Here is a 16264-nt window from a genome sequence, read left to right on the forward strand (position 1 = left end):
TAAACGAGGGCAATCAGGGGTGCAGGTCAGCCGCAAGCTATGACAATCCTTCTCAGCAAAATAAACGATCCTATTGTTATAGTCGTTATTGATACTGACAGTATTTGTCGTTCTATCATTTTGTACACGGACCTGTTGACCTTGAAACGATATATATCCCTACAATCCTATTTGTGAGGGGCGCTTCTCGAGGGCGCTTTGAAGCGGAGCAGGATGCGGCGCCTGCGCGCGTGTCTCGCACACGCGTCGTCCGGGAGGCTGGGGTCACCGTCCGAGCGAACTACGTGGCTCTGCCGTTCGCGGCTGCACGGGATGCGGATGAAGGCGGTGAAAGCTGCTGGAGGTTCGCCCGTCCCATCCGGAAGCACGGTCCCTTCGCCCAAAATCGCCGCGAATGGAGCGCCGTGAGGCGATGCGCCGGATCAATGGCGGGTGGCTGTTTGAAAATTGAATCTGGAAAATCGAAGTGACGCACGCGGTCGCTCCGTCGTCCCCGCGAAGGCGGGGACGACCTGAGAGAATTGCGCCGGCCCAGCACAAAGAAGAAGCGCTTAGGCCTTCTTCTTCACATCCTTGACGGCCGAGAACACGATGCCTTCGGCGCGCTCGCGGGTGTAGCCGAGATAGAATTCGTTCTTGGCCAGGAACACCGGATCGCCATCGACGTCGTCGGCGACGCCGGAGTTGTTCGCCGTCAGGAACGCTTCGAGCTTCTTGCGATCGTCGGATGAAATCCAGCGCGCGAGCTGGAATTCGCTGATCTCGAAATCCACCGGCAGCGAGTACTCGGCGTCGAGGCGCGCTTTCAGCACGTCGAGCTGCAACATGCCGACCACGCCGACCAGCGCAGGCGCGCCGTCGCGCGGACGGAACACCTGCACGACGCCCTCCTCCGACATCTGCTGGAGGGCCTCCTTCAGCTTCTTGGCTTTCATCGCGTCGGTGAGGCGCACGCGGCGCAGGATTTCCGGCGCGAATGACGGCACGCCGACAAAGGTAATGTCCTCGCCCTCGGTCAGCGTATCGCCGATCCGCAGCGTGCCGTGATTGGGGATTCCGACCACGTCGCCCGCGAATGCCTCGTCCGCGATGGCGCGATCCTGGGCGAAGAAGAACTGCGGCGACGACAGGCTCATGTTCTTCCCGGTCCGCACCAGCTTGGCCTTCATGCCGCGCGTCAGCTTGCCCGAGCACAGACGCGCAAACGCGATGCGGTCGCGGTGGTTGGGGTCCATGTTCGCCTGAATCTTGAACACGAACGCGCTCATCTTCGGATCGTCCGCCTCGACCTTGCGCTTGTCGGCGTCCTGCGCACGCGGCGACGGCGCGAAGCGGCCGAGACCTTCCAGCAGATCGCCGACGCCGAAATTGCGCAGTGCCGAGCCGAAATAGACCGGTGTCATATGGCCTTCGCGGAACGCCTGCAGATCGAACGGCTTCGAGGCTTCCTTCACCAGTTCGAGTTCGTCGGCGATCTCGCCGGTATCGAGATTGGCGTTGCGGCCCGCCAGATCGGAAATCTCGATTTTCTCCAGCGCGCCGGTCTTGGCGCCGCCGCCCTCCAGCAGGCGGATGCCACCGGTTTCGATGTCATAGGTGCCCATGAAATCGCGGCCGCGGCCGACCGGCCAGTTGATCGGCGAGGTGTCGAGCGCCAGCGTCTTCTCGATCTCGTCGAGCAGATCGAACACGTCGCGGCTTTCGCGATCCATCTTGTTGATGAAGGTCACGATCGGAATGTCGCGCAGGCGGCAGACCTCGATCAGCTTCAGCGTGCGCGCCTCGATGCCCTTGGCGGCGTCGATCACCATGACAGCCGAGTCGACTGCGGTCAGCGTGCGATAGGTGTCTTCCGAGAAGTCCTCGTGGCCCGGCGTGTCGAGCAGGTTGAACACCAGGTTCTGGAATTCGAACGTCATCACCGAGGTGACGACGGAGATGCCGCGCTCGCGCTCGATCTTCATCCAGTCGGATCGCGTGTTGCGCCGTTCGCCCTTGGCCTTGACCTGACCCGCGAGATTGATCGCGCCGCCGAACAGCAGCAGCTTTTCGGTCAGCGTGGTCTTGCCGGCGTCAGGATGGGAAATGATCGCGAATGTGCGCCGGCGCGCCACTTCTTCGGCAAGCGGCGTCAGCGAGGCGGACTCGGCGGCAATAGCGGTGTCGGACATGATGCGAGCGTGTGGCAAAGAAACGCGGCAGGATCAAGGGTATTTGAACTCCATGCACTTGCATCTTCTTTGCCGGTGAGGCATGTTCAGGCAACGAGGACGGCCTCGTTTCACTCACATATCCGCAGGGACGGCCCTGTTGTGGAGGTATTCGCCATGGCATGGACCATGCTGTTTGTTGCGGGTTTGCTGGAGATCGGCTGGGCCATCGGCCTGAAATATACCGACGGATTCACAAAATTGGCGCCGTCGGTCCTCACCATCATGAGCATGATCGCCAGCGTCCTTCTGCTCGGCCTGTCGCTGAAGACGCTGCCGGTCGGGACTGCCTACGCGGTCTGGACCGGCATCGGTTCGGTCGGAACCGCTATCCTCGGCATCTGGCTGCTGGGCGATCCCGCAACCACCCTCCGCATCGTCTGCATCGGGCTGATCGTCGCCGGAATCGTCGGCCTCAAGGTCGTGGCGTAAGAAAGATCAGCGCCAGCCCGCCAGTGTCACGGCATAATAGGTGGCTGCTGCGACCAGCGCAGCGGCGGGGATCGTGAAGATCCAGGCCCAGACGATCGAACTCGCCACATTCCAGCGCACCGCCGACACGCGGCGCGCTGCGCCAACACCGACGATCGCGCCGGTGATGGTGTGCGTGGTCGAGACCGGGACACCGAGGAATGTCGCGGCGAACAAGGTCGCCGCCCCGCCCGTCTCGGCGCAGAATCCCTGCATCGGCGTCAGCTTGGTGATGCGCAGGCCCATGGTCCGCACAATGCGCCAGCCGCCCATCAGCGTGCCGAGCGCCATCGCCGCCTGACACGCAATCACCACCCAGAACGGTACGCTGAACTCGCCTCCGAGATAGCCCTGTGAGTACAGCAGCACCGCAATGATGCCCATGGTCTTCTGCGCATCGTTGCCGCCATGGCCGAGCGAATACAGCGAGGCCGACGCGAACTGCAAGATACGGAACGCGCGATCGACCGCGAACGGCGTCGAACGCACCGCGGCCCATGACACAATCGCCGTCAGCAACAGGGCGAGCAAAAATCCGACCAGCGGCGAGAGCACAATCGCAAGCAGCGTTTTTGACAAACCGCTCCAGACCATGACCGAAGTCCCGGCCTTGGCCATGCCGGCACCGAGCAGTCCGCCGATCAGCGCATGCGAACTGCTGGACGGCATGCCGAGGCCCCACGTCACCAGATTCCACACGATGGCGCCGATCAGCGCAGCAAAGATCACATGCGCGTCGATCACCTCGGGATGGATGATCCCGGTGCCGATGGTCTGCGCCACATGCAGGCCGAACACGGCGAAGGCGATGAAGTTGAAGAACGCCGCCCATGCCACCGCGTATTGCGGCCGCAGCACGCGGGTCGAAACAATCGTGGCGATGGAGTTGGCGGCGTCATGCAGACCGTTGAGGAAATCAAACAGCAGTGCGACGGCGATCAATCCGACCAGGATGGGGAAAGCGAGCGAGGCGTCCACTGTGCGGTCCTGACCTTAAACCTGCTCGATCACGATGCTGTTGATCTCGTTGGCCACGTCGTCGAATCGGTCGGCGACCTTTTCCAGATGCTTGTAGATTTCCGCACCGACCACGAAGTCCATCGTGTTGCCGTCGCGGTGCTTGAGGAAAAGCTCCTTCAAGCCGATGTCGTTGAGATCGTCGACGCGACCTTCAAGCCGCGTGATTTCCTCGGTCAAAGCGGTCAGCGTGGTGACGTTCGCGCCCATCGCCTGCATCAGCGGCACGGCCTTGCCGACGAGATTCGCGCACTGCACGAGGATGGCGCCGATCTCGCGCATCGGCGGCTCGAAGATCCGCACTTCGAAAAGCATCACCGCCTTGGCGGTCTGCTGCATCTGGTCGATGGCGTCGTCCATCGCCGTGATCAGATTCTTGATGTCGCCGCGGTCGAACGGCGTAATGAAGGTCCGGCGGACGGCGGTCAGCACTTCGCGCGTGATCTGGTCGGCGTCGTTTTCGAACTGGTTGACGCGCTGGCAGTAAACCGGGGTCTCCTCCCCGCCGCGCATCATTCCTTCCAGCGCTTCCGCCCCCTGCACCACTGCCTGAGAATGCCGGGCAAACAGGTCAAAGAACCGCTCCTCCCGCGGCAGCAACCTACGAAACCAACCAAGCATCGATCTTTCTCCGGCACGACAGAACGCGTCACATATCTGTCATAAACCGTTTCGCAGACCAACAGGCGAAAGCCCGACGCCCAAACGCCGGTCATCCACTGATTTATCGAGGCAAAACGCTCGTAAAATCGGGCGCTTACAGCGATCGCTTGAAATAGTGGGCGATTTCACCGATCACGCCGCGACGGAAGGTGAGCACGCAGATCACGAAGATCGCGCCCTGAATCACCGTCACCCACTGGCCGAAGCCGGCCAGATACTGCTGCATGGCGATGATCACGAAGGCGCCGACCACCGGGCCGAACACCGTTCCGAGGCCGCCGACCAGCGTCATCAGCACGACTTCGCCGGACATGGTCCAGTGCACGTCGGTCAGCGAGGCGTTCTGCGCCACGAACACCTTCACCGCCCCTGCCAGACCCGCCAGCGTGCCGGACAGGATGAACGCCAGCAGCTTGTACTGGTCGGTCTTGTAGCCGAGCGAGATCGCGCGCTGTTCGTTCTCGCGGATCGACTTGAGCACCTCGCCGAACGGCGAGTTGATGGCCCGGTAGATCACGAGGAAGCCGAGCAGGAAAATCGCCAACACCACGTAATAGAGCGTGGTCGGCTTCGACAGGTCGAACACGCCGAACATCATGCCTTGCGGAATGCCCTGGATGCCGTCTTCGCCGTGGGTGAACGGGGTCTGCAGGTAGATGAAGAACAGCAACTGCGACAGCGCCAGCGTGATCATCGCAAAGTAGATACCCTGGCGGCGAATGGCGATCAGGCCGGTCACGACGCTGAGCGCGGCGGATGCCGCAACACCCAGAATGATCCCGATCTCGGGCGAGACGCCCCAGACCTTCAGGGCGTGGGCGGTCACATAGCCCGCGGTGCCGAGGAACATCGCATGGCCGAACGACAGCAGGCCGCCGTAGCCGATCAGCAGGTTGAACGCGCAGGCGAACAGCGCAAAGCACAGCGCCTGCATCACGAAGTAAGGATAGAGCCCGGTCAGCGGCACGACGGCCAGCAGGACCGTCATGATGACGAACGCGATCATTTCGTCGCTGGTGCGGCCCTTCACGGGAGCGGCGTTGTCGGTAATCGTGGTCATGTCAGTTCGCCCGCCCCGTCAGTCCAGTCGGCTTTACGAGGAGCACCAGCACCATCAGCACGAAGACCACGGTGTTGGACGCCTCGGGATAAAAATACTTGGTCAGGCCTTCGATCACGCCAAGCGCAAAGCCCGTGATGATCGAGCCCATGATCGATCCCATGCCGCCGATCACAACCACGGCGAACACGACGATGATGAGATCCGCGCCCATCAGCGGACGCACCTGATTGATCGGCGCCGAGAGCACGCCGGCGAGTGCGGCCAGCCCCACGCCAAGACCGTAGGTCAGCGTGATCATGCGCGGCACGTTGATGCCGAACGCGCGCACCAGCGTCGGGTTCTCCGTGGCGGCGCGCAGATAGGCGCCGAGCCGGGTGCGCTCGATCAGGTACCAAGTCGCAAGACAGACCACGAGCGAGAATACAACGACCCAGCCGCGATAGATCGGCAGGTACATGAAGCCGAGATTGACGCCGCCCTTCAGAATATCGGGAATTGCGTAAGGCAGTCCGGACGAGCCGAAATAGTTCTGGAACACACCCTGGATGATCAGCGCAAGGCCGAAGGTCAGCAGCAGGCCGTAGAGATGATCGAGCCCGGTCAACCATTGCAGCATCGTACGCTCGAGCAGGATGCCGAAGCCGCCGACGATCACCGGCGCGAGGATCAGCGCCCACCAGTAGTTGACGCCGAAAAGGTTCAACAGGAAATACGCCACGAACGCGCCCATCATGTAGAGCGCGCCGTGCGCGAAATTGATGATGTTGAGCATTCCGAAAATAACGGCCAGCCCGAGACTCAGCAGCGCGTAAAACGAGCCGTTGATCAGTCCAACCAGAAGCTGGGCGTAGAGAGCTTGCATCGTATCGATTCTTTCGCGCGCAGTTGGAGGCGATATTGAGAAATGCCCGGCGGCTTTGCGCCGCCGGGCGAATTTGCGATTACTTCTTCACCAGCGGGCAGACGCTTTCCGACAGCGGCCGGAAGGCCTGCTCGGCCGGAGTGGTGCCGACCAGCTTGTAGTAATCCCATGGCCCCTTCGATTCCGAAGGCTTCTTCACTTCGAAGAGATATGCCGGCTGGATCTTGCGGCCGTTCGGCTGGATCAGGCCCTTGCCGAACAGCGGATCGTCGGTCGGCATGGACTTCATCTTCTCCACGACGGCCTTGCCGTCGTGCGGGTTGCCGCCGAGTGCTTCGAGCGCCTTGAAGTAGTGCATGAGACCGGCATAGACGCCCGCCTGCACCATGGTCGGCATGGCCTTGTTCTTCATGCGCTCAGAATAGCGCTTGGAGAACTGGCGCGTGCTGTCGTTCAGGTCCCAGTAAAACGTCTCGGTGAAGTTCAGGCCCTGCGCAACATTCAGGCCGAGCGAATTGACGTCGCTGATGAACATCAGCATGCCGGCCAGCTTCTGTCCGCCTTTGACGATGCCGAATTCGGCCGCCTGCTTGATCGAGTTCGTGGTGTCGCCGCCCGCGTTCGCCAGACCGACGATCTTCGCCTTCGAGGCCTGCGCCTGCAGCAGGAACGACGAGAAGTCCGACGAGTTCAGCGGATGCTTGACGCTGCCGAGAACCTTGCCGCCTGCCTTAGTCACGGCCGCAGTGGTGTCGCGCTCGAGCGCGGCGCCGAATGCGTAGTCAGCGGTGAGGAAGAACCAGGTGTCACCACCGGCCTTCACCAGCGCTGTGCCGGTGCTGTTGGCCAGCATGTAGGTGTCGTAGGTCCAGTGCACGACGTTCGGCGAGCACTGCGCGTTGGTCAGATCCGACGACGCCGCGCCGGAGTTGATCATGATGGAGTTCTTCTCGGTGACGACGTTCTTCACCGCGAGCGCAACGCCGGAATTCAGAACGTCGACGATCACGTCAACCTTCTCGACGTCGATCCACTGACGGGCCGTCGTGGTCCCGACATCAGGCTTGTTCTGGTGATCTGCCGAAATGACATCGATCTTCCAGCCCTTCTTGGCAAGGCCGGAGTCCTCGACAGCCATCTGCGCGGCAAGAGTCGAGCCCGCTCCGCCCACGTCGGCGTAAAGCCCGGACATATCGGTCAGGTTGCCGATCTTGACGACCTTGTCCTGCGCGAACGCGCTGGTTCCTGCGCCGACCATCAGCGCGGTACCCAGCATGAGTGCCGAAATCGTGTTTTTCATTATCTTTTCCTCCTGGATGCCGCTTGTTGCGGCGTTGTCGTTACTCGTGGACTTTCTGTTCTAAAAAGTTACCGTTACACACCCAGATAGGTGTGCAGTTTCTCCATGTTGGCCTGGAGTTCGGAGTTTGCGAACGCATCGATGATCTTGCCGTGCTCGACGATGTAGTAGCGGTCGGCGACCGTGGAGGCGAAACGGAAGTTCTGCTCGACCAGAAGGATGGTGAAGCCTTCCGCCTTCAGGCGTTTGATCATGTGCCCGATCTGCTGGATGATGACCGGTGCGAGACCTTCGGTCGGCTCGTCCAGCATCAGGAAGCGCGCGCCGGTGCGCAGGATGCGGGCGATAGCCAGCATCTGCTGCTCGCCGCCGGACAATTTGGTGCCCTGGCTGCCGAGACGCTCCTTGAGATTGGGGAACAGTTCGAAAATCTGGTCGAGGGTCATGCCGCCGCCGCGGATGGTTGGCGGCAGCATCAGGTTTTCCTTGACGTCGAGGCTCGCGAAAATGCCGCGCTCCTCCGGACAGAACGCAACGCCAAGGCGCGCGATCTTGTCGGACGGCAGGCGGATCATCTCCTTGTTCTCGAACTCGACGGAGCCCGTGCGCTTGCCGATGATTCCCATCACCGATTTCAGCGTCGTGGTCTTGCCCGCGCCGTTGCGGCCGAGCAGCGTCACCACCTCGCCCGGGCGCACATCGAAGTTCATGCCGTGAAGGATGTGGGACTCGCCGTACCACGCTTCGAGATTCTTGACGGTCAGCACCGGAGCGCCCGTATTACTCATGGCCAGCTCCCAGATAGGCTTCCTTGACCTGCGGGTGCTTGGTCAGCGTGGCGTAATCGCCCTCGGCCAGGACTTTGCCGCGCGTCAGCACGGTGATCGTATCGGACAGGTTGGCGACGACGTTGAGGTTATGTTCGACCATCAGGATCGTGTACTTCTGCGAGATGCGCTTGATCAGCGCGGCGACCTTGTCGATGTCCTCGTGGCCCATGCCGGCCATCGGCTCGTCGAGCAGCATCATTTCCGGATCGAGCGCCAGTGTGGTGGCGATCTCCAGCGCGCGCTTGCGGCCGTAGGGCATTTCCACCGCAGGCGTATTGGCGAATTCGCTGAGACCGACATCCTCGAGCAGTTCCTGCGCGCGGCCATTGAAGCGGTCGAGCACCGACTTCGAGCGCCAGAAATCGAACGACGAGCCGTGCTGGCGCTGCAACGCGACCCGCACGTTCTCCAGCGCCGTCAGATGCGGGAACACCGCCGAGATCTGGAACGAGCGGACAAGACCCAGGCGCGCCACATCGGCCGGCGCCATCGCGGTAATGTCCTGCCCCTTATAGCGAATTTCGCCGCGCGTTGGTTTCAGGAACTTGGTCAGCAGGTTGAAGCATGTCGTCTTGCCGGCCCCGTTCGGGCCGATCAGTGCATGAATACTGCCGCGACGAACCTTCAGATTGACGTCGCTCACGGCCACAAAACCCGCGAACTCCTTGGTCAACCCAGAGGTTTCTAGAATGAACTCATCAGACAAGTAATTTCCCCCTGTCAGCCTTCACGCAGGTTTTCCGCGCGTGGCCGTTTTGGTTGCCGAGTCCCCCGGCTGTCAGAAAGCCGCCCTCGACCCGTAACTCGGCCGGGAATATGCAGCGAATTGTTAGCGATGCGCAAGCTGCAATGCTGCCCAGCGCATGATGCGTAATGTGCAAAAAGTATAATGTCCACCGCCACCTAGGGCTATCCCGGCTCTCTTTCAGGTGCCCGGAAACGCATCGTTAAGCCTAATATTCGCCCAAGTCCCCTCTTCATCAAATATTTCGACCGCAAACCGATGATTGCTGGCAAGGACTTTCCCTCAGTTGTATCGGGGATTGCGGCCATGGATTTCGAAAGCGCAGGTCCGCCTGTCGTAAAGTCGATCAAGCAGCGCGAGCTTCTGAATTTCTGGCTGCGGCTCTATGCGAGGCACGAGCGCCTGCCGGCATTTGACGATTATCGTCCCGATCGCCTCGCCGATGAGCGCGACGACCTCGTCTACATCTTGGCCGACTGCTCCGGCGGCGCACCCCGGTTTTTCATCGAGAGCGACGGCGACCGGATGTCGATCGCATTCGGGACTGCCGGCAAGGGACGCGACCTTGAAGAATATATGGGCGCCAAACTCGCGCCGGTTGTCATGCCGATCTACCGGGAATGTGTCCGGAGGCAACTCCCGATGTTCACCATCTCGCAGGTCAGCGACCTTTACGGCCGCAAGGTCGATTACGAGCGGCTCCTGATGCCTTTCTCAGACGGTGACGGTGTCAACCGGATCATCGCCTCGCTGAAGACGATTTCCGACGACGGCGGCTTCGAGATCAGAAACCTGATGCGGGCGAACGATATGCCGCCGAACTACAAGTTGCGCGCCGTCATCGACCGGGACCTGTTCCACAAGGCTCCCGGCCGGATCGCGCCCGGCGACACTATCGAGTTCGTCTAACAATTACGACGGCTATGCACGGACGTTTTCCATCGCCTCGCCGAGTTCGATGGGATGCGCCATCGCTTCGTGCAGCTTGTCCTTGTCGAGTTCGCCTTCCCAGCGGCTGATCACCACGGTCGCGACGCCGTTACCGATCAGGTTGGTCAGCGCGCGGCACTCGCTCATGAACTTGTCGATGCCGACCAGGATCGCCAGCGACGCGATCGGAATATCCGGCACGATCGCAAGTGTCGCCGCCAGCGTGATGAAACCTGCGCCGGTGACGCCCGATGCGCCTTTCGAGGTGATGATCGCAACGCCAAGAATGCCAAGCTCCTGCCAGATCGTCAGATGCGTGTTGGTCGCCTGCGCAAGGAATAGCGTCGCCAGCGTCATGTAGATGTTGGTGCCGTCGAGATTGAAGCTGTAGCCGGTGGGGATCACGAGACCGACCACACCGCGCGATGCACCGAGCCGCTCCATCTTCTTGATCATGTTGGGCAGCACGGTTTCGGATGAGCTGGTGCCGAGCACAATCAGAAGCTCATCCTTGATGTAGGCGATGAAGCGCAGGATGGAGAATCCCGCGAACCGCGCGATCCCGCCGAGCACCAGCAAGACGAACAACATGCTGGTCAGGTAGAAAGTACCGATCAGCGCGACCAGATTCCACAACGCGCCGAGCCCGTAAGCGCCAACCGTAAAGGCCATCGCACCGAATGCGCCGATCGGCGCCGCACGGACGATGATGCGGATCACGCCGAAGAAGACTTTCGCGGCCATGTCGATGGCATTTGCGATCGGTTCGCCCGCGGGTCCCATGAAGGCAATCGCGAAACCCGACAGGATGGAGACCAGCAGCACCTGCAACAGATCGCCATTCGCCAGAGCGCCGATGAAACTGTTCGGGATGATCGCCATCAAGTGCGAGACGATTCCCTCTTCACTCGCCTTGTGGACGTAAGTCGCAACAGCCTTCGGATCGAGCGTCGCGGGATCGATGTTGAAACCGCTGCCGGGCTGAACGATTTCACCGACGAGCAGGCCCACCGCCAGCGCGATCGTCGAGACGACTTCGAAATACAGCAGAGCCTTAAGGCCCACGCGCCCGACGCGCTTGAGATCGCCCATCGAGGAAATGCCGTGCACCACCGTGCAGAAGATGACGGGCGCGATCATCATCTTGATCAGCGAGATGAAGCCGTCCCCGAGCGGCTTCAGCGCCTTGCCGGTGCCCGGATAGAAATGTCCGACCAGAACACCGAGTGCGATGGCAATCAGCACCTGAACATAAAGGATGGAATACCAGGGCGATTTTGTTGAGGCCGGTATTGATGGCGCGGCGGTGACTGTCATCGGAGATATCCTGAGGGAAGAGCGCGGACGGTAAAATGGCACGTCCCGCGACGGTGCGCCAGAACGTCGCACCCCTCAAGGAAAATCAGCGGATCAATAACGTTTTATCGGCAGCATCCTGACGAAGGTTCCGTGCCGCAGCTTCGTGCGGCCTACCCGACCACCGCCGCGTAGTTCTCCGGCTTGAAGCCGACCAGCAGCTTGCCGCGAACTTCAAGAACGGGACGCTTGATCATGGACGGCTGAGCAAGCATCAGTGCCATCGCCTTCTTCTCTGTGAGGTTGGCCTTGTCGGCATCCGGCAACTTCCGGAATGTGGTGCCGGCCCGGTTCAGCAAGGTTTCCCAGCCGACGGTCTTGCTCCAGCGCGCAAGGCGGTCCTTGTCGATGCCGGCGGTCTTGTAGTCGTGAAAACTGTAGTCGACACCATGCTTGTCCAGCCACGCGCGCGCCTTCTTCATCGTGTCGCAGTTCTTGATGCCGTAGATGGTGATGGGCAAGCTCAATCCCTCGCATTTCTGAAACAGGATTTAGCGCTGTAGCGGCCAGCGCGCGAGATGATTGTGCACTCCCTGGCCGACAAGGCTGTGCACGAAAACGAAATCGGTCACGGTCCAGCCGAGCGATTCAATCGGGTGCTCGTCCACCAGCCGCCTGTCGTAAAGCAACGTCATATGCGGTGTGAAATGCCGCGTCACCCACCGGCCACGGCCAGCTCTTGTGATGGCCTCGCCCACGGCGCGGTGAAGCCCCAGCAGCGGGATAACGTCCCCGCCTGCCCGCAGTACAAAGGGCCTTGCCTTTTTCCTGCTGGTGAAGCTCAGGGCACGATCAAAGCTGATCTCGAACGGCGGCATTGAAACTGCCGGTGCCGCCGCGCAAACCGTCTCCATAAGTTTCCGGGGCAAACCGTTGTATGAGCCGAGATAGTGCAGCGTGACATGGAGCCGCCTCGGCGAAAGCGGCTCGCCTCTTAATCCATGACGGGCACGAAGCTCCGGAATCAGGTTGCTGATGCGATCAGCCATACTCGCCGGCGGCACCACGGCCAGGAACAATCCGTCCGTAGGCTCATGCAAGAGCTGATGCTCAAACCCTTGAAAAACAAGCTGTTCGGGCATGATCTGAACCTGCTTGCGCAACAGAACAAACAGCGAACATTATTGCTGCGGAAGTCCGAGATGCAAGGGGATTTTCGGGCTTGACGATGAGATCTGCTCATCGTATTTAAGCATCTACTTAAATACAGGTTGAACCATGCCAGCAGACTCTCTCGACATGACCTTCAAGGCTCTCGCCGATCCCACGCGGCGCGCGATCCTCGCCCGCCTCGCGCTTGGCGAGACCTCCGTGCAGGAACTGGCGAAGCCGTTCGACATGAGCCTCCCCGCCGTCTCCCAGCACCTGAAAGTTCTGGAGACCGCCGGCCTCGTCACGCGCGGGCGCACGGCCCAGTGGCGGCCCTGCCGCCTCGAACCCAAGGCGCTGAAGGAAGCGACCGAATGGCTCGATCAATATCGGCGGTTCTGGGAGGAGAGCTTCGGCAAGCTCGATCTGTATTTGAAAGACATCCAGTCAAAGGAAACAGACTCATGACAGCGGCGACTCTCAAGGTCAGGGCAAGCTCACCGGCCGATCAGCCCACCATCACCATGGAACGCGAATTCGATGCACCGCCGGATGTGCTGTTCCGCGCCTTCACCGAGGCCGAGGCGTTGAAGGCCTGGTACGGCCCCAACGGCTTCACCATCACGGTTCTCGCGATGGACTTTCGCGTCGGCGGCCTGTTCCGCTTCACCATGCATGGTCCGGACGGCACCGATTATCCGAACCGCATCGAGTATCGCGACATCACGCCGGCAGAACGCCTCGACTATCGCCACGGTTCGGACATCGACAACGATCCGAACGCATTCGAGGTCACGACCACCTTCAAGGCACTTGGCTCAAAGCGTACGCTGCTGACCAGGACGTCAGTCTTCCCGTCCGTCGAGGCGCGCAATGCCGTCATGAAGTTCGGTGCGGTCGAACTCGGCATGCAGACGCTGGAGAAGCTGGCTGCCTATGTAAAGGGGTAACGCGGCCCCGAACAACGCCGCCGGTGACGCGCAAGCATCATCGGCGGCGTTACGCTGTTTGAAATGCAAGACCGCCAATTGCCGAATCTGGCGTAGAGTAAGTCCATATCCGCTGGGGAAGCGAAGATGGAATTTACCGCGCTATTTCTGGCCGCTGCGATCGTGATGTGTGTCGCGTGGCGCGGCTCGCGAGCGCTTGCAATGTCCCTATTCGCCGTGCTGCTGATCGCGTGCGTCGCGACTTACCTTCATCACGCAACTGACACGCTCAAGCTGTCGTTCTGAGGCGCATCGCATGTCCCCGGAACGCGCCGTCACCTTCGACGCCCTCGGCCTCTACGGTGTTGCTGCGGTGCTCGCCGCGGCGTTTGCCGCGCAGTTCATGCTGAACGAACTGCCCTGCCCGCTGTGCCTGCTTCAGCGCATCATGTTCGCGGCACTCGCCATCGGGCCAATGCTGAACATCCGCTTCGGGCCACGGCCCAGCCACTACGCGCTATCGCTGCTGGCGGCTCTGATCGGAGCGATGGTTTCGACGCGTCAGGTTCTGTTGCACATCATGCCCGGTGACGCCGGCTACCGCTCGGCGCTGCTCGGCTATCATTACTATACGTGGGCGCTGCTGGGATTCATTGTGGCCATCGCAATGATCGCAATCGTCCTGCTGTTCGACAGGCAGTTCGAGAAGCAGGAATCCGTGCCGCCTGCGATGACCACCTTCGCGCACACGGCGGTGTGGCTGGTCATCGGGCTGACGGCGCTGAATGTGATCTCGACACTGCTGGAATGCGGGTTCGGTGCGTGCGCCGACAACCCGGTCGTCTATGAGTTGCTGAAACGCTGACGCGGGCTCTCGCCCGCATCAGCGTTAGCTATTACTTCTCGACCTGAGACACATCGCGAACGGCGCCGCGCGACGCGTTTGTTGTCAGCGCCGCGTAAGCGCGCAACGCAGGTGACACCACGCGCTGCCGGTCGACGGGCTTCCAGGCCGCACTGCCCCTGGCTTCCATCGCCGCGCGACGAGCAGCAAGCACGGCATCGTCAAGCTCGACGCTGATGATGCGGTTCGGGATATCGATCAGGATCGGATCGCCGGTCTCCACGAGACCAATCAATCCGCCTTCAGCCGCTTCCGGTGACACGTGACCGATCGAAAGGCCCGAGCTTCCACCCGAGAACCGGCCGTCGGTCACCAGCGCGCACACCTTGCCGAGGCCTTTCGACTTCAGATAGCTGGTCGGATACAGCATCTCCTGCATACCGGGACCACCCTTCGGGCCTTCGTAACGCACGACGACCACCTCGCCGGGCTTCACGCGGTTGCCGAGAATGCCGGACACCGCGTCATCCTGGCTTTCGAAGACATGCGCCGTGCCGCGGAACGTCAGGATCGATTCATCCACGCCGGCGGTCTTAACGATGCAACCTTCCGGCGCGATGTTGCCGAACAGCACGGCAAGTCCGCCGTCCTTCGAGAACGGATGCTCAGCCGAGCGGATGACGCCCTTCTGGCGATCGGTGTCCAGTTCGTCCCACCGCGCGGACTGGCTGAAAGCGACCTGCGTCGGCACGCCGCCGGGTGCGGCGCGGAAAAAATTACGCACCGACTCGCTGTTGGTGCGTCCGATGTCCCAGCGGTTGAGCGCATCGGCCATGGTCGGCGCGTGCACGGTCGGTAGACTGGTATCGATCAATCCGGCGCGTTCGAGTTCGCCGAGAATGGCCATGACACCACCGGCGCGGTGAACGTCTTCCATGTGAACGTCGTTCTTGGCCGGTGCAACCTTGCAGAGGCACGGCACACGGCGCGACAGCCGGTCGATGTCGGCGATGGAGAAATCGACCTCGCCTTCCTGCGCGGCCGCCAGAAGATGCAGCACGGTGTTGGTCGATCCGCCCATGGCGATATCGAGGCTCATCGCGTTCTCGAAGGCCGCGACGTTCGCGATGTTGCGCGGCAGCGCGCTCGCATCATCCTGCTCGTACCAGCGGCGCGCGAGATCGACGATCACATGGCCTGCTTCGCGGAACAGCCGCTCGCGATCGGCATGGGTCGCCAGCACCGAACCATTGCCCGGCAGCGACAGGCCCAGCGCTTCGGTCAGACAGTTCATCGAGTTCGCGGTGAACATGCCCGAGCACGATCCGCAGGTCGGACACGCCGAGCGCTCGACCGCCGCGACTTCCTGATCGGTGTAGCTGTCGTCGGCGGCAACGATCATCGCATCGATCAGATCGACCGAACGCTTGGCGCCTTTCACGACGACTTTGCCGGCTTCCATCGGTCCACCGGAGACGAACACGGTCGGGATGTTCAGCCGCATCGCCGCCATCAGCATGCCGGGCGTGATCTTGTCGCAGTTGGAAATGCACACCAGCGCGTCGGCGCAATGCGCGTTGACCATGTACTCGACCGCGTCGGCGATCAGTTCGCGGCTCGGCAATGAGTAGAGCATGCCGCTGTGGCCCATCGCGATGCCGTCATCGACGGCGATGGTGTTGAATTCCTTGGCGACGCCGCCTGCCGCTTCGATCTCGCCAGCCACGAGTTGCCCGAGATCCTTCAGATGCACATGGCCCGGCACGAACTGGGTGAAGCTGTTGGCGATGGCGATGATCGGCTTGCCGAAATCTGCATCCTTCATGCCCGTCGCACGCCAGAGGCCGCGGGCGCCGGCCATGTTGCGGCCGTGGGTGGAGGTTCTGGAGCGGTATGCCGGCATGGTTGTTCCCTCTTTTATTGGAACGGTTCCAATAATGGGGTTCTTTGATCCT

General features: G+C 61.3%; 18 protein-coding genes. 6 read left to right on the forward strand and 12 right to left on the reverse strand.

Going from position 1 to position 16264, the window contains the following annotated elements; translation table 11 throughout:
* Positions 1-551: 551 nt before the first annotated feature.
* Positions 552-2171 (reverse strand): peptide chain release factor 3, encoded by a 1620-nt coding sequence (locus I554_RS0101835; RefSeq protein WP_024574681.1) that lies wholly within the window; start codon positions 2169-2171, stop codon positions 552-554.
* Positions 2172-2327: 156 nt separating this feature from the next.
* Here I554_RS0101835 and sugE point away from each other — a divergent pair, with 156 nt between their 5' ends.
* Positions 2328-2642, forward strand: a complete 315-nt coding sequence (sugE, locus tag I554_RS0101840; protein WP_024574680.1) for a quaternary ammonium compound efflux SMR transporter SugE — start codon at positions 2328-2330, stop codon at positions 2640-2642.
* 6 nt (positions 2643-2648) lie between these two features.
* On the opposite strand, the gene I554_RS0101845 is transcribed toward sugE, so the two are convergent.
* The 7 genes from I554_RS0101845 to I554_RS0101875 all read right to left on the reverse strand — a co-directional run bounded on the left by I554_RS0101845 (position 2649) and on the right by I554_RS0101875 (position 9122).
* A complete protein-coding gene (locus I554_RS0101845; protein ID WP_024574679.1) occupies positions 2649-3659 on the reverse strand; it encodes an inorganic phosphate transporter in 1011 nt (336 codons plus the stop codon).
* Positions 3660-3674: 15 nt separating this feature from the next.
* Positions 3675-4319, reverse strand: a complete 645-nt coding sequence (locus tag I554_RS0101850; protein WP_024574678.1) for a DUF47 domain-containing protein — start codon at positions 4317-4319, stop codon at positions 3675-3677.
* A gap of 136 nt (positions 4320-4455) precedes the next feature.
* The gene (locus tag I554_RS0101855; protein WP_024574677.1) at positions 4456-5421 is read right to left on the reverse strand and encodes a branched-chain amino acid ABC transporter permease; all 966 of its coding nucleotides are present in this window, start codon (positions 5419-5421) and stop codon (positions 4456-4458) included.
* A 1-nt stretch (position 5422) separates the two neighbouring features.
* On the reverse strand, positions 5423-6286 hold the full coding sequence (locus I554_RS0101860; protein WP_024574676.1) for a branched-chain amino acid ABC transporter permease: 864 nt from the start codon (positions 6284-6286) through the stop codon (positions 5423-5425).
* A gap of 79 nt (positions 6287-6365) precedes the next feature.
* Positions 6366-7586, reverse strand: coding sequence for an ABC transporter substrate-binding protein (locus I554_RS0101865; RefSeq protein ID WP_024574675.1), 1221 nt, complete (start codon positions 7584-7586; stop codon positions 6366-6368).
* A gap of 74 nt (positions 7587-7660) precedes the next feature.
* Complete coding sequence (locus I554_RS0101870) at positions 7661-8374, reverse strand: ABC transporter ATP-binding protein (protein ID WP_024574674.1); 714 nt, start codon at positions 8372-8374, stop codon at positions 7661-7663.
* Positions 8367-9122: an ABC transporter ATP-binding protein gene (locus I554_RS0101875; RefSeq protein WP_024574673.1), complete on the reverse strand. Its 756-nt coding sequence runs from the start codon at positions 9120-9122 to the stop codon at positions 8367-8369. The genes I554_RS0101870 and I554_RS0101875 overlap by 8 nt, the downstream gene beginning before the upstream one ends.
* Before the next feature lie 345 nt (positions 9123-9467).
* On the opposite strand from I554_RS0101875, the gene I554_RS0101880 reads away from it, so the two are divergent.
* Positions 9468-10070, forward strand: coding sequence for a hypothetical protein (locus I554_RS0101880; protein ID WP_024574672.1), 603 nt, complete (start codon positions 9468-9470; stop codon positions 10068-10070).
* A gap of 12 nt (positions 10071-10082) precedes the next feature.
* On the opposite strand, the gene I554_RS0101885 is transcribed toward I554_RS0101880, so the two are convergent.
* The 3 genes from I554_RS0101885 to I554_RS0101895 all read right to left on the reverse strand — a co-directional run bounded on the left by I554_RS0101885 (position 10083) and on the right by I554_RS0101895 (position 12529).
* Complete coding sequence (locus I554_RS0101885) at positions 10083-11408, reverse strand: dicarboxylate/amino acid:cation symporter (protein WP_024574671.1); 1326 nt, start codon at positions 11406-11408, stop codon at positions 10083-10085.
* A gap of 152 nt (positions 11409-11560) precedes the next feature.
* Complete coding sequence (locus tag I554_RS0101890; protein ID WP_024574670.1) at positions 11561-11908, reverse strand: ArsC family reductase; 348 nt, start codon at positions 11906-11908, stop codon at positions 11561-11563.
* A 30-nt stretch (positions 11909-11938) separates the two neighbouring features.
* Positions 11939-12529, reverse strand: a complete 591-nt coding sequence (locus tag I554_RS0101895) for a 2'-5' RNA ligase family protein (protein ID WP_024574669.1) — start codon at positions 12527-12529, stop codon at positions 11939-11941.
* 136 nt (positions 12530-12665) lie between these two features.
* Between I554_RS0101895 and I554_RS0101900 the strand changes: the two genes are divergently transcribed.
* From I554_RS0101900 to I554_RS0101915, 4 genes are all read left to right on the forward strand, one after another.
* Positions 12666-13004, forward strand: coding sequence for a metalloregulator ArsR/SmtB family transcription factor (locus I554_RS0101900; RefSeq protein WP_024574668.1), 339 nt, complete (start codon positions 12666-12668; stop codon positions 13002-13004).
* Positions 13001-13486, forward strand: coding sequence for an SRPBCC family protein (locus I554_RS0101905; RefSeq protein ID WP_024574667.1), 486 nt, complete (start codon positions 13001-13003; stop codon positions 13484-13486). Before I554_RS0101900 ends, I554_RS0101905 begins: the two co-directional genes overlap by 4 nt.
* A 126-nt stretch (positions 13487-13612) precedes the next feature.
* Positions 13613-13771, forward strand: coding sequence for a DUF5993 family protein (locus I554_RS27145; RefSeq protein ID WP_192817789.1), 159 nt, complete (start codon positions 13613-13615; stop codon positions 13769-13771).
* A gap of 10 nt (positions 13772-13781) precedes the next feature.
* A complete protein-coding gene (locus tag I554_RS0101915) occupies positions 13782-14330 on the forward strand; it encodes a disulfide bond formation protein B (protein ID WP_024574666.1) in 549 nt (182 codons plus the stop codon).
* Between the two features lie 31 nt (positions 14331-14361).
* Here I554_RS0101915 and ilvD read toward each other — a convergent pair whose 3' ends face one another.
* Positions 14362-16212 (reverse strand): dihydroxy-acid dehydratase, encoded by a 1851-nt coding sequence (gene ilvD, locus I554_RS0101920; protein ID WP_024574665.1) that lies wholly within the window; start codon positions 16210-16212, stop codon positions 14362-14364.
* Positions 16213-16264 lie beyond the last annotated feature (52 nt).

The sequence above is a fragment of the Afipia sp. OHSU_II-C1 genome, from assembly GCF_000497575.1.
Taxonomy (GTDB): domain Bacteria; phylum Pseudomonadota; class Alphaproteobacteria; order Rhizobiales; family Xanthobacteraceae; genus Afipia.